The organism is Caulobacter henricii (assembly GCF_001414055.1).
In the GTDB taxonomy this organism is placed as follows: domain Bacteria; phylum Pseudomonadota; class Alphaproteobacteria; order Caulobacterales; family Caulobacteraceae; genus Caulobacter; species Caulobacter henricii.
The window spans coordinates 1,448,767-1,466,654 of the sequence record NZ_CP013002.1; the positions used below are offsets into that span (position 1 = coordinate 1,448,767).

Annotated in this window: 20 protein-coding genes; 9 read left to right on the forward strand and 11 right to left on the reverse strand. The window is 61.4% G+C overall.

Annotated features, from left to right (window positions below):
- Nucleotides 1-47: 47 nt before the first annotated feature.
- From AQ619_RS06790 to AQ619_RS06805, 4 genes are read left to right on the forward strand one after another with little or no spacing between them, the layout of a single operon-like run.
- Nucleotides 48-1,889: an alpha-amylase family glycosyl hydrolase gene (locus AQ619_RS06790; RefSeq protein ID WP_084745805.1), complete on the forward strand. Its 1,842-nt coding sequence runs from the start codon at nucleotides 48-50 to the stop codon at nucleotides 1,887-1,889.
- Nucleotides 1,886-2,770 carry an ROK family protein gene (locus AQ619_RS06795; protein WP_236849542.1) on the forward strand — a complete coding sequence of 295 codons (885 nt, stop codon included), beginning with the start codon at nucleotides 1,886-1,888 and terminating at the stop codon, nucleotides 2,768-2,770. Before AQ619_RS06790 ends, AQ619_RS06795 begins: the two co-directional genes overlap by 4 nt.
- Nucleotides 2,767-3,033, forward strand: coding sequence for a GntR family transcriptional regulator (locus AQ619_RS06800; protein ID WP_062145731.1), 267 nt, complete (start codon nucleotides 2,767-2,769; stop codon nucleotides 3,031-3,033). Before AQ619_RS06795 ends, AQ619_RS06800 begins: the two co-directional genes overlap by 4 nt.
- The gene (locus AQ619_RS06805) at nucleotides 3,026-4,261 is read left to right on the forward strand and encodes an MFS transporter (protein ID WP_062145733.1); all 1,236 of its coding nucleotides are present in this window, start codon (nucleotides 3,026-3,028) and stop codon (nucleotides 4,259-4,261) included. Before AQ619_RS06800 ends, AQ619_RS06805 begins: the two co-directional genes overlap by 8 nt.
- Before the next feature lie 281 nt (nucleotides 4,262-4,542).
- On the opposite strand, the gene AQ619_RS06810 is transcribed toward AQ619_RS06805, so the two are convergent.
- The 11 genes from AQ619_RS06810 to AQ619_RS06855 all read right to left on the reverse strand — a co-directional run bounded on the left by AQ619_RS06810 (nucleotide 4,543) and on the right by AQ619_RS06855 (nucleotide 11,444).
- Nucleotides 4,543-4,980, reverse strand: a complete 438-nt coding sequence (locus AQ619_RS06810; protein WP_062145735.1) for a helix-turn-helix domain-containing protein — start codon at nucleotides 4,978-4,980, stop codon at nucleotides 4,543-4,545.
- A gap of 329 nt (nucleotides 4,981-5,309) precedes the next feature.
- Nucleotides 5,310-5,474, reverse strand: coding sequence for a hypothetical protein (locus AQ619_RS06815; protein ID WP_166504165.1), 165 nt, complete (start codon nucleotides 5,472-5,474; stop codon nucleotides 5,310-5,312).
- A gap of 113 nt (nucleotides 5,475-5,587) precedes the next feature.
- Complete coding sequence (locus AQ619_RS06820) at nucleotides 5,588-6,040, reverse strand: hypothetical protein (RefSeq protein WP_166504166.1); 453 nt, start codon at nucleotides 6,038-6,040, stop codon at nucleotides 5,588-5,590.
- A gap of 81 nt (nucleotides 6,041-6,121) precedes the next feature.
- The gene (locus tag AQ619_RS06825) at nucleotides 6,122-6,592 is read right to left on the reverse strand and encodes a type II secretion system F family protein (protein ID WP_062145743.1); all 471 of its coding nucleotides are present in this window, start codon (nucleotides 6,590-6,592) and stop codon (nucleotides 6,122-6,124) included.
- Nucleotides 6,589-7,296 (reverse strand): hypothetical protein, encoded by a 708-nt coding sequence (locus tag AQ619_RS06830; protein WP_062145745.1) that lies wholly within the window; start codon nucleotides 7,294-7,296, stop codon nucleotides 6,589-6,591. The genes AQ619_RS06825 and AQ619_RS06830 overlap by 4 nt, the downstream gene beginning before the upstream one ends.
- A complete protein-coding gene (locus tag AQ619_RS06835; RefSeq protein WP_062145747.1) occupies nucleotides 7,296-8,390 on the reverse strand; it encodes a TadA family conjugal transfer-associated ATPase in 1,095 nt (364 codons plus the stop codon). Before AQ619_RS06835 ends, AQ619_RS06830 begins: the two co-directional genes overlap by 1 nt.
- Nucleotides 8,387-9,655 (reverse strand): type II and III secretion system protein family protein, encoded by a 1,269-nt coding sequence (locus AQ619_RS06840; protein ID WP_062145749.1) that lies wholly within the window; start codon nucleotides 9,653-9,655, stop codon nucleotides 8,387-8,389. The genes AQ619_RS06835 and AQ619_RS06840 overlap by 4 nt, the downstream gene beginning before the upstream one ends.
- Nucleotides 9,652-10,527: an RcpC/CpaB family pilus assembly protein gene (locus AQ619_RS06845; protein WP_062145751.1), complete on the reverse strand. Its 876-nt coding sequence runs from the start codon at nucleotides 10,525-10,527 to the stop codon at nucleotides 9,652-9,654. The genes AQ619_RS06840 and AQ619_RS06845 overlap by 4 nt, the downstream gene beginning before the upstream one ends.
- Nucleotides 10,524-10,697: a hypothetical protein gene (locus AQ619_RS19025; protein ID WP_166504167.1), complete on the reverse strand. Its 174-nt coding sequence runs from the start codon at nucleotides 10,695-10,697 to the stop codon at nucleotides 10,524-10,526. Before AQ619_RS19025 ends, AQ619_RS06845 begins: the two co-directional genes overlap by 4 nt.
- Nucleotides 10,698-10,728: 31 nt before the next feature.
- Entirely contained in the window at nucleotides 10,729-11,199 is a 471-nt protein-coding gene (locus AQ619_RS06850) for an A24 family peptidase (protein WP_062145753.1), read from the reverse strand.
- A 47-nt stretch (nucleotides 11,200-11,246) separates the two neighbouring features.
- Nucleotides 11,247-11,444 carry a hypothetical protein gene (locus AQ619_RS06855; protein WP_062145755.1) on the reverse strand — a complete coding sequence of 66 codons (198 nt, stop codon included), beginning with the start codon at nucleotides 11,442-11,444 and terminating at the stop codon, nucleotides 11,247-11,249.
- A gap of 249 nt (nucleotides 11,445-11,693) precedes the next feature.
- Between AQ619_RS06855 and AQ619_RS06860 the strand changes: the two genes are divergently transcribed.
- The 5 genes from AQ619_RS06860 to AQ619_RS06875 all read left to right on the forward strand — a co-directional run bounded on the left by AQ619_RS06860 (nucleotide 11,694) and on the right by AQ619_RS06875 (nucleotide 17,882).
- Nucleotides 11,694-13,922 (forward strand): fused MFS/spermidine synthase, encoded by a 2,229-nt coding sequence (locus AQ619_RS06860; protein WP_062145757.1) that lies wholly within the window; start codon nucleotides 11,694-11,696, stop codon nucleotides 13,920-13,922.
- Between the two features lie 159 nt (nucleotides 13,923-14,081).
- Nucleotides 14,082-14,282: a hypothetical protein gene (locus AQ619_RS19030; RefSeq protein ID WP_166504168.1), complete on the forward strand. Its 201-nt coding sequence runs from the start codon at nucleotides 14,082-14,084 to the stop codon at nucleotides 14,280-14,282.
- A gap of 359 nt (nucleotides 14,283-14,641) precedes the next feature.
- Nucleotides 14,642-15,775: a TIGR03364 family FAD-dependent oxidoreductase gene (locus AQ619_RS06865; RefSeq protein WP_062145760.1), complete on the forward strand. Its 1,134-nt coding sequence runs from the start codon at nucleotides 14,642-14,644 to the stop codon at nucleotides 15,773-15,775.
- Nucleotides 15,772-16,599 carry a phosphonoacetaldehyde hydrolase gene (gene phnX, locus AQ619_RS06870; RefSeq protein WP_084745807.1) on the forward strand — a complete coding sequence of 276 codons (828 nt, stop codon included), beginning with the start codon at nucleotides 15,772-15,774 and terminating at the stop codon, nucleotides 16,597-16,599. Before AQ619_RS06865 ends, phnX begins: the two co-directional genes overlap by 4 nt.
- Nucleotides 16,596-17,882: a DUF5690 family protein gene (locus tag AQ619_RS06875; RefSeq protein ID WP_062145762.1), complete on the forward strand. Its 1,287-nt coding sequence runs from the start codon at nucleotides 16,596-16,598 to the stop codon at nucleotides 17,880-17,882. Before phnX ends, AQ619_RS06875 begins: the two co-directional genes overlap by 4 nt.
- Nucleotides 17,883-17,888 lie beyond the last annotated feature (6 nt).

Sequence of the window (17,888 nt, forward strand, 5' to 3'; positions counted from 1 at the left end):
CGCCGGACGCCTTAAAGCGTCCGGCGGCTTTTTCTGTGAGTGGGTTCATGACTTCTCAGACAGCGACAGTTTCGTCCGGTCCGGCCGTGCACGACCTGGCCGTCGCCCGCCGTTTTGGGACCTATTGGCCGACGGTTGAGGCCAAGCTGGCCAGCGTCTACGGCGAGGATCAGCGTTGGCCAGACTTTATTGCCAGATTGAGAGAGTCCGTTCTGGATGCGGCCAAGGCTCGGCCATTGGCCCTGCAAGCGCTGGATGCAGAACGTGAGGCCAGCCCTGACTGGCTGTCGGCCCCAGGCCAAACCACCTATAGCTTCTATGTCGATCGTTTCGCCGGAGATCTGAACGGCGTCCGTCGCAAGCTGGACTACCTGACCGAACTTGGTGTGCGCTGGCTGCACCCACTGCCGCTTCTGGAGCCTCGCGAAGGCGACAGTGACGGGGGCTTTGCGGTCAAGGACTATCGCCAGGTCGATCCGAAGCTGGGGTGCCTGCAGGATCTCGCGGCTCTGGCCGGCGACCTGCGCGGCAAGGGCATGGGCCTGATCCTGGATGTGGTCTGCAATCATACGGCGCGCGAGCACGCCTGGGCAGTCGCCGCCCGTGCCGGCGACCCTACCTATCGCGACTACTTCATTGTGGTCTCAGCCGAAGAGGCGGCCTGTCGCGACCTTGAGCTGATTGATGTTTTTCCGGACACGGCCCCAGGCAGCTTCACGCCCTGTCCTGAAATGGGCGGGCACGTCTGGACCACCTTCTATCCGTTCCAGTGGGACCTCAACTACGCCAACCCGGCTGTGTTTGCAGAGATGCTGGATGTGCTGGTGTTCCTGGCCGCCCAAGGGGTGCAGGGTTTCCGGCTGGATAGCGCGCCGTTCCTCTGGAAACAGGCCGGCACCACCTGCCGAAACCTGCCTCAAACCTATGCCCTGGTCGAAGCCTGGCGAGCCGCCCTGTCGATCGTGGCCCCCGGCGTGGTTCTGGTCGCCGAGGCCATCGAAAGCCTGGAGGATGTCCTGCCCTTCTTTGGGGATGACGCCGGCGGGTGCGACCTGGCCTACAATAATGGCGTGATGACCGCCCTCTGGGCGGCGCTCGCCGATCAGGACGCGGCAATCTTTCGCCGCTGCCTCGCGGCGTCGAGCGGTAAGCCCGGCAGGGCCGCCTGGCTCAACTATGTCCGCTGCCATGACGATGTAATCTGGAATGCCCTGGCGACCTATGCGCCGCGCGAAGATCTGGCGCGCTGGTCGCGGTTCTATGCCGGTCAGACAGAGAGTTTTTCTCTCGGCAAGGCCTTCCAGACGGCGGCGGGCGGCGAGCCTTCAACCAATGGCATGGCTGCATCCTTGGCGGGGATAGGGCCGGGCGAGGGCGGGGCGTCCGCCGGGGCGGCGCGCCTGGCCTTGCTCTATGGGATCATCTACGGCCTGGATGGCTGGCCCCTGATCTATATGGGTGACGAGATCGGTCTGGCCGATGATCATCTGTATGCCGAGGATCCTCTTCGATCGGGCGACGGGCGCTGGCTTCACCGGCCGACGATGGACTGGTCGCTTGCGGCCCGTCGCAGCGATCCTTCCAGCCTTGAGGGTGTACTTTTCTCGCGGATGCGTGGCTTAACTGAGCGGGCGCGGATGCTGGACCAGCATGGCGTGGCAGGCACGGCCCAGCCCCTCGATCTCGGTGTCGCGTCTGTCCTGGCCTTTGAACGGGCTGAGGGCACACGGGGCTTCCTGTGCCTGGCCAACCTGGCGGGGGTGCCGGTGACCGTGGACCTTCCCGCAGCCTTTGCCAGCGGAGCTACGGACCTCCTCGGCCAAGGTCGGACAAGCGATGAGAGCCTGTCATTGCCGGCCTATGGTCTTGTCTGGCTGGTGACACCGTGAGCGCCCGGGTCGCCGGCATCGAACTGGGCGGCACCAAGGTCTTGGTCGGGTTCGGATCGGGGCCAGAGGACCTGTCCGAGCCGGTCCGGATACCGACGACAACGCCGGACGAAACCCTGGCGACCGTCCATGCGGTCCTGGAGACCCGACGTGGTCAGTTCGATTCCATCGGCGTTGCCAGCTTTGGTCCGGTGCGCCTGGATCGCGCCGCCAGGGACTGGGGCACGGTCCTCAAGACGCCCAAGCCGGGATGGACCGGCGCTTCGATTGCTGCGCCCCTGGCCGAAGCCTTTGGCCGTCCGGTCTTGTTCGATACCGACGTCGCCGGTGCTGCCCTGGCAGAGGGCCGCTGGGGCGCGGCCAAGGGCCTGGCCGATTATGCCTATGTCACCATCGGTACAGGCGTCGGGGTTGGCGTCGTCGTCAACGGTCGTCCCGCGCACGGCCTGATGCATCCCGAAGCCGGCCACCTGCTGGTACGCCGCGATCCGCTCCGGGATCCGTTCGCCGGCAGCTGTCCGTTTCATGGCGACTGCCTTGAGGGTTTGATCAGCGGGCCGGCCCTGGCCGCCCGGACGGGACGACCCGGCGAATGCCTGTCGCCAGACGACCCGGTCTGGGACCTGGTGACTGACTATCTGGCCCAGTTGGCCTTGAGTCTGACCCTGACGACATCGCCGAGACGCATCATCGTCGGCGGCGGTGTCGCCAATGTAGCCTTGCTGCAACGCGCCCGGCTGGCCCTCGCCCAAAGACTGGGTGGCTATATCGAAGCCCTGACTGAACCCGAAGCCTTGGCGCCCTATCTGGTTGCCCCGGCTTTGGGCGACCGGGCCGGACTGCTGGGAGCGATAGCGCTGGGACTGGAGGTGGGGACATGATCGTCCTGCCCAAGTCCGACCAACTGCCAAGGCCGCTCTATCGGTCGCTGCATCAAGCTGTTGCCCTGTCCATTCGTGACGGACGGCTGCGCCCGGGTGACCGGCTGCCCACCGAGCGCGATCTGGCGCACCGGTGCGGGGTCTCGCGCATAACGGTGCGGGCCGCGCTTGACGGTTTGGGCAGAGACAAGCTGGTGGCGCGCCGCACGCGCACCGGTACCATCGTCACAGAAGCAGCGGCGCGGGGGGAAAGCGATGTCTGAGTCGGAACGGGCACCGGGCGGCGGCAATATCGGCCTGATCAAGGGCCTGACCTTCATGATGTTCATGATGTTCGCCATGACCACCGACTCGGTGGGGGTGATCATCCCGCAGATCATCAAGAGTTTCGATCTCGGCATGACCGCCGCCGGATCCTTTCACTACGCTACCATGAGCGGGATCGCTCTGGGCGGGGTAGGGCTTGGGTTCCTAGCCGACCGCATGGGCCGCAAGTTCACCATCATCCTGGGCCTGTCGGTGTTTGCCGTTACGGCCCTGGCCTTTGCGTTCACCAGCCAGTTTGTCGGCTTTCTGGTCCTGCTCTTCTTGTCCGGCGCTGCTATCGGGGTATTCAAAACCGGGGCACTGGCCCTGATCGGCGATATCTCCACCTCGACCCGCAATCACACTGCCACCATGAACACTGTCGAGGGCTTCTTTGGCGTCGGCGCGATCATCGGCCCCGCAATCGTGGCCTATCTTCTGGCCTCCGGGGCCTCGTGGAAGTGGCTCTATGTGATTGCCGGGGTGATGTGCCTCGGCCTGATTGGATCGGCCCTGGCCATCCGCTATCCGGGTGCCAAGGTCGAAGCGGCGGCCCGCGTCGATTTCAAGAGCGTGCTGCGTGCAGCGCGGGACCCGTATGCCCTGGCCTTCAGTCTGGGTGCGATGCTCTATGTCGGCGTCGAGACGGCCATCTATGTCTGGATGCCGACCCTGCTGGCCGGTTACGAGGGCCCAGGTGCCTTCATGGCCCTCTATGCGCTCTCGATCTTCTTCGTGCTGCGGGCCGCCGGCCGGTTCCTGGGGGCCTGGATGCTGGCCCGACTGCGCTGGACCCTGGTGCTGGCCATCTGCGCCGCTGCGATCCTGGCCTGTTTTGTCGGAGCTCTGGTCGGCGGCCGTCAGGCGGCCGTCTTCCTGCTGCCGGCCTCGGGCCTGTTCATGTCGATCGTCTATCCGACCCTCAACTCCAAAGGCATCAGTGTCTTCCCCAAGGCCGAACATGGGGCCGTCGCCGGTGTCATCCTGTTCTTCACCTGCCTCAGTGCTGTGATCTCACCCCTGGCCATGGGGGCGGTCAGTGATGCCATGGGCGGACCGGTCTATGGCTTTGTTCTGGCCACAGGGCTTGCCCTGGTCCTGGCTTGCGCCGCCATCGCCAATTTGCTGCTCGATCCGGCCAAGGCGCGATTGGCGGCTTGCGATGAGAGTGAATATGCCAGTTGATTACTGTGCGTGGTCGGTCAGCACACCGAGCCTGAGCAGCTGAGCAGCTGAGCAGCTGAGCAGCTGAGCAGCTGAGCCAGGACAGCCACAATCCCGACCTGTCTGGTTGACTTCGCGGCTCCGAAGTATCGCAAGTTGAAGCACGCATTTCAGCACCAGAAGGCGCTTGACGGCTAGGGATCAGAAATGACCGCCCGTTTTACGGCGGCCAGGCCATCAGTCTGTCGCGGGTCGCCGGGAAGGGGGCTGCAAGGTGATTGATGGGCAACCGGACAGGCCCCTCAGGCCAAGCTTGAGTCTACCTGCAGAGCCCGTTGGATCACCAGTACGATATCGAAGTCTGGCCAGTAGCGATCCATAATGTAGGCACCGTCGTCGCCACGTTGCAGATATCCCTGATGCTGCAGGTGCTTGAGTTTTCGCCGGACCGTCTCGCGCGGAACACCCGACATTTCAGACAATGCGGTTGCTGTCAGGCTTGCCTTGAAGAGTTCGGGACGGAACGAAGCTCCAGGGCCATAGAGCTTTGAGCATTCTGCAAGCCCCGCCAGCGTAAAGGCTGACAGAATTTGATAAGACTCTATGTCGATTTCAAATTCAGTGCGCAGTTGTGCAAAATAGGCAAAGACCTTCGAGGCAATATTGAGCCGGGATGCGTTCAGCCCGCCGGTTAGAGGTTTTAGCTCTTGTATAGCCGAGACAGGAGCAACCGAGGCCATGCGCTTAGGGATCCGTATGTTTCCCCTTGGTTGCCAAATTATTTCAAGCGCGGCTATGGCGTATCATTGTTAGGCCGACCCAAATTGGGTTTCAGGGCTGGGCTGCTTCAGGTGGCGGCAGTTCTGAAGGCGGCGGTGTCACGGTCGCGCCGCATGTCCCGCCATGGGCCTGTACACGGGCGCACAGCTTGGCTTGGGTGTCTTCATTGAGTGCGCGGGTAACTTCCGCCGCCGCTACAATCTGACTTTTCACAAAGCCCGGTGCGGCGGCTTCGGCACCGACCAGGAACATGCCAAGGCAGATGAGAAGGACCTGAACGCCGAGCATATTAGTTGGCGACCGGACAGTTGGTGGGGAAGGGCGCTGCGGGATCTCCCGCTGCCAGGCAGCGGGCTTCTCGCACCGTCGCCGTGACCTTGTCGGCATAGGACTTCACTGCCGGGCCAACCGTATAGCCGGCTGCGGCGATGCCTACACCCAGGACGGCCAGCAAGATGGTGGCCTCAACGGACGCAAGGCCCCTGACATCTGTCAGGAGCCCGCGAACCGTAAGTCCAAACTTCTTCACACAGCTCATAGTCTAGCTCCCGTGAGCTGTGGTGCCATTTAGGCCGCTGCAGGTTCCTCATCAGGCGTTGCCGCCGGAGCAGGGGTCGCCTTTGCCTTCGTCTTGGACTTCTTCTTAGTAACGTTAGAAGCCTTCTTGGACTTGGCCTTCTTCTTGGCGGTCGAGGAAGCCTTCTTGGACTTGGCCTTCTTCTTGGAAGTGGCCGAAGCCTTCTTCTTCTTGGACTTCTTCTTGGAAGTCGCCGAAGCCTTGCCCTTCTTCGTCTTCTTCTTGGAAGTCGCAGAAGCCTTCTTTTTCTTCGACTTCTTCTTGGTAGGCTTGGCCTTATTCTTGTTGAGGACCTTGCCCTTCACCTTGGCGGCGGTGGTCGTGGTGGTCTGGGCTTCAGCAACGCTGACACCAGCCGGCACGAAGATCGAAGCGGCAAAAAGTGCGGTGATCGCAATTATGAGCGCGCGAATTGGTTTTAGCATCAAAGCCCCCGCTTTCATCACCCCAAGGGTAATATTCTATTCATCATACGAGGCGCGCGTGGCGATCTCTATAAGCAGAGTGCTCAGATTGAGCGCGCCTTACACGTCATAGAGAACGCGCAGCAAAGCCAGGAATGACGGACCCACCAAGACAACCAAGATGGCCGGCATAAAAAACAGGACCAAAACAATGATCATGTAAACCGGAACGACTTCGATGCGCTGGCGCAGATCAAAATCACGCCGCTCAAAGCTGTTCTTGAGGAAAATGCCGACGCGTTCGCGGATATCATCGCCATTACGTTCTGTATCTGCCACCAGGGCGACAAGCTCCTGACCAGACTTTCCAATGCCAGGGTCGGCCAGGACTTTGCCAGGGTCAGGCGAAAAGCGCATGCGACGCCACAGGGTTTGCAGGTCGGCGGTTGCGGGATGATTGCGGGCGGCCAGCTTGAGGCCCAGCTCCAACGCAGCGGCGGGCGGCGCGCCGGCCTCAGCCGCAGCCAAAACCGCCACGGCCGCCAACTCGCTGGCCTCATCATCCCCGGGGCGAGTCGTCCAGCTGGTCATTCCATTGTCCTGGCAAGGCCGTTGAGAACCACGCGTCCCCAAACCACCAGCGAAGCCGACACAATCGTCAGGCTGCGGCCGTAATCTGTTTGAACAAGCGCTGCAAGATAAACGCCCGCCTGGGAGAACGAGAAGGCCACGACCAAGAAAAAGAAAATGGTGATGATATTGGCCTGCCAGCGGATCTGCACGAGGGCGATCTGCTTCTTCTTGGCCAGATCATCCACCAGACCCAGTGCGCCGCGATAGGCTTCGAGAAAACGGGACGGATCGCCGCCATTCTCGCGATGGATAAGAATCAGTTGGTAGACCAGGTCACAGTAGGGCCAACGCTCCAAAGCCTGGCCGGCGCGCGAATCGAGCCTGCCGGCCATGCCGGCACGCAAGGCAAAGGCCAGGGCCTGGCAGCCGGCAAAGGACACGTCTTTCGAGGCATTGATAAAGGCCGTTTCCAGCGGCATGCCGGTTCGCGCCAGCGGCGTCACGCGCTCCAGCAGGCGTCGCACCTCGAGCCGCTCTTCAGCCAGGCGGGTATTGCGACGCGCAGCGAGGATCTGGCCAAAGAGGACGAAGATCCCCAGCCCAACAATGACACCAAGCGGAATGGAGCCGCACCACAGCCCCGCCAGCAAGCCGATCAGGACGCCAACGCCGAGGGCATCCAGACGTAGCTGAACTCCAAGGCGTTCCAGCAGTCCGGTCATCAGGCCTCGCCGAGCATATGGATGTCGGCGACGCGGCGGCGCCCTTCGGCGTCACGCTCCAGATAAACGATCGCATTGACTGCGTCGCGCAGGGCGCGGGCAGGGTCTACGCCGGACTGTCCGCTGGTGGCCGAGGCATAGAGGGTTTCCAGGCGATGCAGGGCTCCGGTCACCGATCCAGCGTGAAGCGTGCTGAGCGAGCCGGAAAGGCCAATCGACATGGCCGCGATCATATCAAAGACTTCTTCGCCGCGGACTTCGCCGACCACGAGTCGGTCAGGTCGCATGCGCAGGGTTTCCCGCACAAGTTTGCGAATCGTCGCCTGCTCGCTATCGCCATGGGCGATATTGCGGGTCTGCAGCTTGATGCAATGGGGGTGGTTGACCTTCAGTTCGCTGACATCTTCAACCAGAACAATACGTTCATGGCCGGGAGCGCGAGCCAGAAGGGCACCCAGCAGGGTCGTCTTTCCCGATCCCGGTGCGCCCGCGATGATCATGTTGAGCCGGCGGTCTACCGCCGCTTCGAGCCACTGGCGTTGCTGCGGCGTGATCGCGCCAAAGGACTCCAGATCCTCGAGGCTGAAAGGCCGCTCCGGAAAGCGCCGGATCGAGACGAACGGTCCGCCGAGTGCAACCGGGTCGGCGATTACGTGCATGCGCGAGCCGTCACTCAACTCGACGTCCACCCAGGGTCTGGAGCGGTTGACCGAGCGCTCGGCCCGGGCGACGTGGCGGAAGACAAAGGCGCGGAGGTGTTCCGGGCCTAGAAATGTGCCAGCGAAAGGATGCAGTCGGCCGGCTTTCTCATAGAGGATCTTGTCCCAGCCATTGATCAGGATGTCTGAGACGCCAGGGTCCTGCATCAGGGACTGGATGGGGCCAAATCCGAGCAGCTCGTCGCACACCTGGTCGACGATCAGGCCACGGGTGCCTTCATCCAAGGCCTTCTGGCTCTTCAGCAATTGCTGGCAGAAGTCCTGCAAGGCCAGACGGTCGACAGCAAGATTGGCGGCATTGACCTGAGGAAAGGCTCGAGCGGCCTCGTCGATCAGTCCGGAAATCAGCGCCTCGTTGCGAGATCCGTCGGTCATTTTTGAGCGACGAGTCCCTTGATCGCCTGTTCTACGGTCGGCATGCGCGCCGCTGCGTCTTCAACCCGCTCGGGCGTCACGATCAGCACCAGTTCAGTGTCCGACCGGCTGGAGTTGTTGTTGCCAGCCAGGACATCACCCAGGCCAAAGGGGGTCGCAAAAGGCAGGCCGCGGCGGTCCTTTTGCTGCTCGCTCGCGCGAAGACCGGCGATAGCGACGCTCTCGCCAAAGTTCAGGGTCACGGTGGTTTCGGTTTTGCGGGTCACAATGCCAGGGACCTTGGCACCAGCAAACTCGACGACCCGGCTGTCGTCAATCGACGACACTTCCGGAGCCAGAATGAGCTTCAGGCGGGTATCGTCCAGGATCTCTGCCGTGAACTCCAGCGTGATGCCGTAGGGCTTGAAGGTATAGCCCTGGGCGTTGTTGGTCCCGCTGTTGTAGGTAATCGGGGTCGGAACGGGGATTTCGCCGCCGGCCAAAAACTTGGCCTTCTGCCCGCTCGTGGCGACCATGGTTGGTTCAGCCAACATCGTGGCTGCGCCTTCTGACCGCAGGAAGTTGATGAAACTGTCGAGGGTCAGACGGTCAATCGTAAATCGGGCCGACGCAAAAAGGTCTGTCGTGCCCGCGCCGCCAATCGCCGAGGCAAAGAGATTGCCAATGGAGCCTACGCCATCATTGAATCGGTTCTGGGCCGCCCAGCGAATGCCGAGCTCGCGCAGGTGGGTTTTGCGAACCTCCATGACGCGGACCGAGACGGCGAGCTGGTCGCTGGAGGCGCTCTGGATCAGATTGATGACCTTGGCACCGGCCATTGCACTGGTGGCGATATTGGCGGCGAGCTGGCTCTGGGCCGAGTTGAGCGCCGTGCCGCTCAGCACCACAACACCGGCAGCTTTGGCCACCTTGATTTTGGCACCTGGAGCGGACTGATTGATCAGATCGCTGACAGCCGAGGCGTCGCTGACCACCTCGAACATATGACGAGCGATCGGCCGCTTGTTGCGATCCAGCAGCAAAAGCTCGCTTGAGCCTTCCTTGCGGCCAAACACCAGAATCTGGCGCAGGCCCTGCACATCAACGCCAATGATCTGATCATTGGACAGGACAATGGAGTCGACGTCGCTCTTGGGCGTCAGGATCGATACGCCGCCTTCATTAATGACTGAACGCTCCAGAACCGGGGCCTGAACCTGGGCTTGGGCCTGGGCTGTGGTGGCAAGCGCGCAAACTATGCCCGCGATCAGAAGGCGGACGCTCACTTGACTTCCCTTTGCTGGGTGCCGCTCGGCGAGATAACGGAGACGGTCGGGCCTGTCGGCTGCGGTGCCACAGCCTCAGCCGCGGAGTATTCGACCGTATCCTCAGGCTCACTGGTCTGGACGTCGTCTTCCAGAATGGTCCGCCATTGGCCAAGTACACTCGGATCCTGGAAGCCGTCACCCGCCAAGGCCAGAACCAGACTCCCGTTCTGACGCCAGGCCGCCAAGTCTTCGGCGTCTTCTGGCGTAACGGCAATGGTCACCGACGGGTCCATACCCCGGACCCGCTTGGAGCCACCGCGCACGTGAAGAACCCGCGCGCTTTGGATCAGGGTGGCGACGGAAGGCGACAATTCTTTTCTCGGGCCACCGGCCACGGCAATGACATTGACCCGGCTGCCCATGCGCAGAAGTTCGGCTGTTGCGGCCAGTTCATCTCCCGAGAGCACGAAGCCAACCATGCCGGGCGGTACCCGGACTCCCTGGTCGGCGGCGCTAACGGTCAAAACACCGCTGGACTGGACAGGCTGGCCTGCGCGCACGGGGGCCGTAATCTGGCTGCCCCAGAAACGGTCGGACTTCTTGTTGTCTGCGGTCAGCAGATTGGCCGTCTTGCGACCCACAGTGGACCGCCAGGTGGCGTTTTCCGGGGACAGGATCTCACCCGGACGCAACGCCACGGTCGCTTGCAGGAAGTAACGCGCGTTTTCCTTGTCGCCAGTCGCTGACGCCGTCGCCACCTTGAACAGGGTGGCAACCATCATGGTTGCAACGAGCGCCAATAGGAACATGCCGACGTTCTTGAGCATCAGCATGGGGCGCGACAACTTGCGCTGGCTGCCTTCACGCAGTCCGAAAGGATCGCTGCTCATGATCCGGCTGACTCCGACTGGGCTTGGGCGGGCTTGCCTGTAAGCATCGGCAACACGCCGTGCTTGACCACGGTAATCAGAACGATAGCGCCGAGGGCAGCAAGCACAAACATCAAGACGTTCTTGATCACCAGACCAAGACCGCCCTTTTTCTGAACTTCGTCGCTCACATCGCCCCCCTTTTAGTCGCCAGCCTTCGCGCTAGAAAAAATCAAGCACGTGATCTGGCCGCAAGAACAAAAAGCCCCCAACGAGTGCGAGCGCGTAAGGGACGGAACTGGCAGCAGGCGCAGACTTGTCACGCAACCTGCGGACAAAACCCATCGCCAGATAGAATACGCCGACTAAGCCCCCCGCTATCATCGTCGTCAGAACAAATCGGCCAATCTCGATGGGAGAAAGCCATACCACCAAGGCGGCAGCCAGCTTGATATCCCCCCCGCCCAATATGCCCTTCTTATGGAGCGCCAAGCCCCCGTAGAGGAAAAGAACGCCGCCGATCAGCGCATAGAGCAAGCCTTGCGGATTATCGTAGAGGACCCAGATCACGCCCAGCACAGCCACAGCCAGGCAAAGAATGTTTGGGATGATACGCCGCGATACGTCGGAAAAAATACACCCCGCCAGCAGGGCTAGCAGGGCGGCATTTAGTACGTCATTGATTGGTAACATGAAGGTGTGGCGCCCACGCTTAACGAGTGGGCGCCGCCAGCAATCAATTAGACAGCCGTTTCATCATCGCCGGACACGGCGTTGACGACGTTGTCGAAAGCCGTACCCGAGGCTTGCGTCAGGGCGTCCGACATCGTGAACACGCCGCCAGCCATTGCGCCACCCATGGTCGAATATTCGGTCGAGGTCAGACCGGCTTCGTCTTGAATCAGCGCCGAAACTTGATTGAAAAATTCACGCAGCATGTCGCCCGCTCCCCGTAGGACACCTGAGCATGGTTGCTCACAAATTAATTCCTGAACCATGGGGGCCTGCGTCGTCAAACTGTCGACCGCTCAAATTGAGCGCTCGGGATCAGAAGCGATCTGTTTATGTCGTGCTAAGGCGTAAATGCCACCTAGGGGAGGTGGGTCCGCTTGAGGCCGATTGCGATCAATTAGGTTCGTCAGTCCACTCACTTGGGGAAAATCGAAGTTTTAGGCGAGGGGGATATTGTGAGCCGTCCGACTTCTTTATTTGCTAAGTTCACAAATCCGTCTCAGGCCATTTTTACTGCTACCGTTTTTTGTTCGGCGGTGCTGGTCTTCAGTGTTCAGCCGATGATCGCCAAGATGGTTCTGCCCCTGTTGGGGGGCGGTCCATCGATCTGGAACACCAGCATGGTGTTCTTTCAGGCGGTGCTGCTGGTCGGCTATGGCTACGCCCACCTTCTGCAGCGCCTCAGGTCGCTGAAGCTTCAGGCCTCAATACACATAGCGTTGCTGATCGTGGCTGCGCTGGCGCTGCCCCTGGCTATTCACCAGCCTTTCGGTCCGCCTACACCGTCGCAACCGGTTCTCTGGCTCCTGGGCGTCCTCAGCCTTTCCGTCGGCGCGCCGTTTGCCGTTCTGTCGGCGACCGCCCCGCTGGTTCAGGCTTGGCATGCCCGGGCGTTTAGCCAGCAGCTCGGCGCTGAGCCCTACAAGCTCTATGCGGCCAGCAACCTTGGCAGCCTGGCCTCACTTCTGGCCTATCCTATCATTTTTGAGCCGCTCGCGACGGTGGGGGCCCAGAGCTGGTCGTGGAGCTTTGGCTATGGCCTCTTTGCGCTGCTGATGGCGGCCCTGGCAGCCAGCATGTTCCGCATTGGTGCGGCCGAAAAGGCAGTGCCTTCCGAAATCGGGAAGCGAGAGGCCATCGGGTGGAAACGGGTGCTGGCCTGGGTTGCTCTGGCCGCGGCACCGTCCAGCCTGATGCTTGGGGTAACGACCCACATCACGACCGATATCGCTTCGGCTCCCTTCCTTTGGGTCTTGCCGCTGGCTCTCTACCTCCTGACCTTCATCATTGCTTTCAGTGACCGCCCGATCGCACCGCGAAACGTTATCCTGGCGGTCCAAGCGGTCATCACCGTTGTTTGCATCGTCCTTGCGCCCTTCCTGGGTGTGCCGATCTTCGGCCAGCTGTTTCTCCATCTGGCGGCATTCTTCCTGACCGCTCTGATCTGCCATCAGCGACTCGTTGACCTCAGGCCAAGTGCGGAGCACCTGACGGCCTTCTATTTCTGTTTGTCGCTGGGCGGGGTTCTTGGTGGCAGCATCAATGCCTTCCTTGCCCCGGTGCTGCTGGACAACACCTACGAGTACCAGGCCATGATGGTGCTGGCGTGTCTCGCCCGACCAAATTTGGGACGCCTGGATCAGAAGGACTGGGTAATCCTGGCGACGGGCGTCGTGATGGCATTGATGGCGCCAGCTGCCCTCTTGATCTGGGGCTATGAAACCGATGCCCTGGACACGGCGCGCTTGTTGGTGCTGCTGGTTGCGGCTGCATTTGCAGTGTTCGTCCAGCATCGTGTGCTTATGTATGTGCTGCTGATCGGGCTCCTGGCGGTGTGCGCAGAATATGTTGGCGATCGTCGTGATGATGGTGCCAGTGTTCGCAACTTCTATGGCGTGATTTCCGTAAGCCTTGATGAAGATGACGAGTTTGGAGAAACCAAACTCATGACTTATGGAACCACTATTCACGGCATCCAAGCCACGTCACCTGAAAATCTCTGTACGCCACTGTACTATTACTCTAATCGTACGCCGATCGGCCAGGTTCTGCGCTATGAGTTCCAGCAGCCAAAAACAATGCATGCTGCAGTTATCGGCCTGGGAACGGGAACCATCGCGGCATTTACAAAGCCTGGCGATCGTTTGACCTATTTCGAGATCAATCCGATGGTCGTCGACTTGGCGATGGATCCGGAAATCTTCAGCTACACAAGCACTTGCGCCAAAGGCAAGGTTGATGTGGTTTTGGGGGATGCCCGGTTGACCCTCGCCGGAAGGGACAATGGCCAGTTTGACCTGCTCATGGTCGATGCGTTCACGTCTGACTCCATTCCAGCCCACCTAATGACGACTGAAGCCATCCGCATGTATCTGTCCAAGCTCAAGCCGGACGGTGTGCTGGTGATGCATATCAGCAATCGTCATCTCGAACTTGGCGGCCCCGCCATGGCGGGGCTAAGGGCGGCGGGTGGATTTGGTTTGATCCAGTCGAGTCCCGGGGCTGATGAGGGCATGCACGAGCCACCCACCATGCTGGTGATCGGGTCCAAGTCGAAGGGCGCACTCGAGCATTTTGCCAAGCAGCCTCAATGGCTCAGCCAAGAACCCTATAAGGCGCGCGCCTGGACTGATGACTACATGAACCTGCCGGGTGCACTGATCAGAAATCTGTCAGTCCATTAGATTGGGCGCTAACGGCTTCGCATTAACTCCGTATTCAAGATTAATCTGCCAGTAACTGCAAAGCGTTATGATCATTCAACCACGTTAATTCCAGCCTATTTAATCTAGACTGGCCATCCTCCCGCTACGTTGAAAGTAAACGTACCGGGAGGAGGCGACGTGCAGGTCAGATCATTTGTTGCTGCTCTGATGTCGACATTCTCGGGGCTCAAGGCATTGGCTCAAGATGAGCGTGGTTTGAGCAGCGTCGAATATGCGACTATGGGTGGCGTATTGTCTGGTGCGACCTGGCTGATAGGTAATGCGATCTTCGAGGCTTCCATGGTTGCCGTTGATCGTATGTCGACTGCGAACTACTGATCCGCAACGCTCCGGCGAAAACGTCAGCGAGCTTTCCTGGGCGACGTATGGGAACGATCGTTACTAAGGGGACCGGTGGCGTCCTGCGCCTTGCAACCCATTTGTCCTGTGATGGCGCGCGGCATTGGTAAGTTCGGATTCTGCTGTTTCATAGGCTCAGTGACGGTGTCGCTTCTGCCGGGTTGTGACTCCGCTCTACAGAAAGCCGGCCGTAGCCTCACGAATATTTGGTTCTGCGCCCTGTAGAAGAATTGCGGCCATAAACTAGGTCGCTAAGGCGACTACATTCTCCTTGGCCGTCGTCACGGCATATTGTCATCTAGAGTCTTGAGCTGCCTCGGCGGTGAGGGACGACGAATTTGGAACAGCACTTCGATCTGGTCGTGGTGGGGGCGGGCATTGTTGGCCTGGCCCACGCTCTGGTCGCTGCCCGCCTTGGTAAGCGGGTCGTAGTCGTCGACCGTGACGCCCAGGCCAATGGCGCTTCGGTCCGCAATTTTGGCTTTGTCACCGTTACGGGCCAGGCCCGGGGCGAGGTCTGGCGGCGGGCCCGCCGATCCGCTGCGGTTTGGAACGAGATCGCGGGTCCCGCAGGTATCGAAATCGTGCAACGCGGCCTGACCCTGGTCGCTCGCCGACCTGAAGCCCGAACCCTTTTACAGGCCTTTCTCGAGACCGAGATGGCGGAAGGCTGCACCTGGCATGAGGCTGGCCAGTTGGCTAACCGTCTGCCGGGGCAGGGTGAGGTGCTCGGGGCCCTGACCAGTTCCGTCGATCTTCGGGTTGACTCGCGTAGCGCCGTCCCGCGCCTGAGTGCCTGGTTGCAGGCCGCCTATGGGGTGAGCTTCCTGCGCAGCGTCGCTGTATTGGCCGTCGAAACTGGTCGGGTGGAAACCTCGGCCGGAGCTTTGCGCGCCGATAGTGTGGTGGTTTGCCCTGGCGACGACCTGGTTACCCTGTTTCCCGATCATTTTGCCAAGGCCGAGGTCACGCGGTGCAAGCTGCAGATGATGCGCCTGGCTGATCCGGGCTGGCGGCTGCCGTCGGCTGTGATGTCCGACCTGGGCCTTGTGCGCTATCTTGGCTACGCCGAACTCCCGGAGTCGGCAGCCCTTCGGGCGCGCTTGCAGGCCGAGCAGCCGGCTCATCTGCAGCATGGCATTCATCTGATCGTCGTGCAGGGAGCCGATGGCTCGCTTGTCGTTGGCGACAGTCATCACTACGCACCGACGCCAGACCCGTTCGGGCGTGAGGATGTCGACGCGCTGATCCTGGAGGAGTTTGCCAAGGTGTTTGGCCAGGCACCTCCACCCGTCCTGGAGCGCTGGACGGGTACCTATGCCTCAGCCGCGGGCCATAGCCTGGTTGCAGCCCCCATGCCCCACGTGCGCCTTGTGACCGTGACGAGCGGAACGGGGGCCTCGACGGCGTTCGGACTGGCCGAAGAGGTCGTTGCCGGCCTCTTTGATCTCTCCCCCGGAGTCGCAGCGTGACCCGCAGCCCAATCCAGGCCGTCATTTTCGATTGGGCCGGCACCATGATTGACTATGGCTGCTGTGCGCCGGTCCTAGCGCTGCGCGGGGTGTTCGCCGAAGCGGGGATCGACCTTGCTGAAGTCGAGGCGCGGGCCGACATGGGCAAGGCCAAGCGTGACCATCTGCGGGCGATTCTGGCCACCCCCGCCGTCGGCAAGCAATGGGTTGAGCGGTATGGCAGGACCCCGGATGAGGGCGATGTCTCCCGGTTGCATGATGCCGTTGAGCCAAGGATGCAGGCGGCAGCCCGCGACTGCGCGCAGCTGATTCCGGGTGCAGCCCGAATTGTTGCCGATCTGCGTGCGGCCGGGGTCTTGATCGGATCGACCACGGGCTACACCCGTCCCATGATGGCCGATATTCTCCCCCTGGCTGCGGCGCAGGGATATGCGCCTGACGTCTTGGTCTGCGCCGGCGAGACCCTGCAGGGGAGGCCGTCCCCCTTGATGATGTGGAAGGCCCTGGTGGACCTCGGTGCCTGGCCGGCTCGCGCCTGCGTCAAGGTGGATGACGCTGTTGTCGGGATCGGCGAGGGCCTTGAGGTCGGGGCCTGGACCGTTGGTCTTTCGGCGTCAGGCAACGGGGTCGGCCTGGATCAAGACGCCCTGGCGGCTCTGCCGGCTTCCGAGCGCGGCCGGCGGATCGCGGCCGCGGCTCAGGCCTTGAGCGATGCCGGTGCCCATTATGTGGTCGAGAGTGTTGCAGACCTTGGCCCCATACTCAAAGATATCGAAGCTCGGATTGTCCGGGGCGAGAACCCTACCGAGCGCACACATCCATGAGCGAAAAATCGCAAGGCAGTTTCATCAGCCGCTGGCTGGCGAACGCACCGCCCTGGGCTTTTGCGGCCTACGGCGGGACCGCTGCCTTTGCGGCCTACTTCTCTATGTATGCCTATCGCAAGCCGTTCGCCGCAGCGAACTATGGCAGCATTGTCGGCTGGCCCTTTGAGATTGATTTCAAGATCGCTCTGGTGATCGCTCAGGTGGCCGGCTACGCCCTGTCCAAGATCATCGGCGTCAAGGTTGTCTCTGAAACGCCTTCAGGCCGGCGGGCCGGCACAATCCTGTTCCTGGTCGGCGGTGCCGAACTGGCCTTGATCGGTTTTGGTCTGGTGCCGCCGGCCTTCGCGCCCCTGGCCCTGTTTGCCAACGGCCTTGGTCTTGGAATGATCTGGGGCTTGGTCTTTGGTTTTCTCGAGGGGCGCAGGCTTTCGGAAGTGCTGAGCGCCATGCTGTGCGCCAGCTTCATCCTGGCCTCGGGCGTCGTGAAATCCGTGGGCAAGGCCCTGCTTTTGACAGGCGTGGATGAGCGCTGGATGCCGGCCCTGACGGGGCTGCTGTTCGCCCCCCTGTTATTGGTCGCCGTTGCGGGCCTTGCCCAAATGCCGGCCCCCGACGCTGAGGATGAGGCTCAGCGCGTGCGGCGCGCGCCGATGTCGGCCCGGGACAGGGCTGCCCTGCTTGCGGCGCATGGCCCGGTTCTGGCCGTACTCGTAGCGGTCTATGTTCTGCTGACGGCGGTGCGCGATTTCCGGGACAATTTTGCCGCCGAGATCTGGGCCGAGCTTGGGTTCAAGAATGGCGCGGCCATGTTCAGCCTTTCGGAGATCCCCATCGCGGTCGTTGTTCTGGTCGGCCTGGCGGCTTTGATCCGGGTCCGGGATAACCGCCGGGCGGTAGTCTTCAACTTTGCCTTTATCGGCGCAGGCCTGGTTTTGCTGGGGCTCTCGACAGGCTTGCATCAGGCGGGCTTGCTTGGACCGGTCTGGTGGATGGTCGCTAGTGGCGCGGGTCTATACATGGCCTACACCCCGTTTAACGGCATGTTGTTTGATCGCATGATTGCCGCAACAGGCACGGTGGGGACCGCCGGGTTTCTGATCTACGTGGCCGACTCCAGTGGCTATGTCGGCAGCGTGGCCTTGCTCCTGGTCAAGGCGTTCGGCAACCTGGACCTGGACTGGATCCAGTTCCTCACAGCCTTGGCCTATCTGACCAGTGTCGCCGGCGTTGTCGGCATGGCGGTTGCGGCGGCCATGATGCTTCGCAAGCCGCAGGGCTAGGCCGGC

Coding starts and splice junctions, on each gene's coding strand:
- AQ619_RS06850 (WP_062145753.1), bottom strand. CDS start 11,199: ATGTTACCAATCAATGACGTACTAAATGCCGCCCTGCTAGCCCTGCTG.
- AQ619_RS06845 (WP_062145751.1), bottom strand. CDS start 10,527: ATGAGCAGCGATCCTTTCGGACTGCGTGAAGGCAGCCAGCGCAAGTTG.
- AQ619_RS06810 (WP_062145735.1), bottom strand. CDS start 4,980: ATGGCCTCGGTTGCTCCTGTCTCGGCTATACAAGAGCTAAAACCTCTA.
- AQ619_RS06805 (WP_062145733.1), top strand. CDS start 3,026: ATGTCTGAGTCGGAACGGGCACCGGGCGGCGGCAATATCGGCCTGATC.
- AQ619_RS06790 (WP_084745805.1), top strand. CDS start 48: ATGACTTCTCAGACAGCGACAGTTTCGTCCGGTCCGGCCGTGCACGAC.
- AQ619_RS06835 (WP_062145747.1), bottom strand. CDS start 8,390: ATGACCGACGGATCTCGCAACGAGGCGCTGATTTCCGGACTGATCGAC.
- AQ619_RS06855 (WP_062145755.1), bottom strand. CDS start 11,444: ATGCTGCGTGAATTTTTCAATCAAGTTTCGGCGCTGATTCAAGACGAA.
- AQ619_RS06825 (WP_062145743.1), bottom strand. CDS start 6,592: ATGACCAGCTGGACGACTCGCCCCGGGGATGATGAGGCCAGCGAGTTG.
- AQ619_RS06820 (WP_166504166.1), bottom strand. CDS start 6,040: ATGAAAGCGGGGGCTTTGATGCTAAAACCAATTCGCGCGCTCATAATT.
- AQ619_RS06830 (WP_062145745.1), bottom strand. CDS start 7,296: ATGACCGGACTGCTGGAACGCCTTGGAGTTCAGCTACGTCTGGATGCC.
- AQ619_RS06875 (WP_062145762.1), top strand. CDS start 16,596: ATGAGCGAAAAATCGCAAGGCAGTTTCATCAGCCGCTGGCTGGCGAAC.
- AQ619_RS06800 (WP_062145731.1), top strand. CDS start 2,767: ATGATCGTCCTGCCCAAGTCCGACCAACTGCCAAGGCCGCTCTATCGG.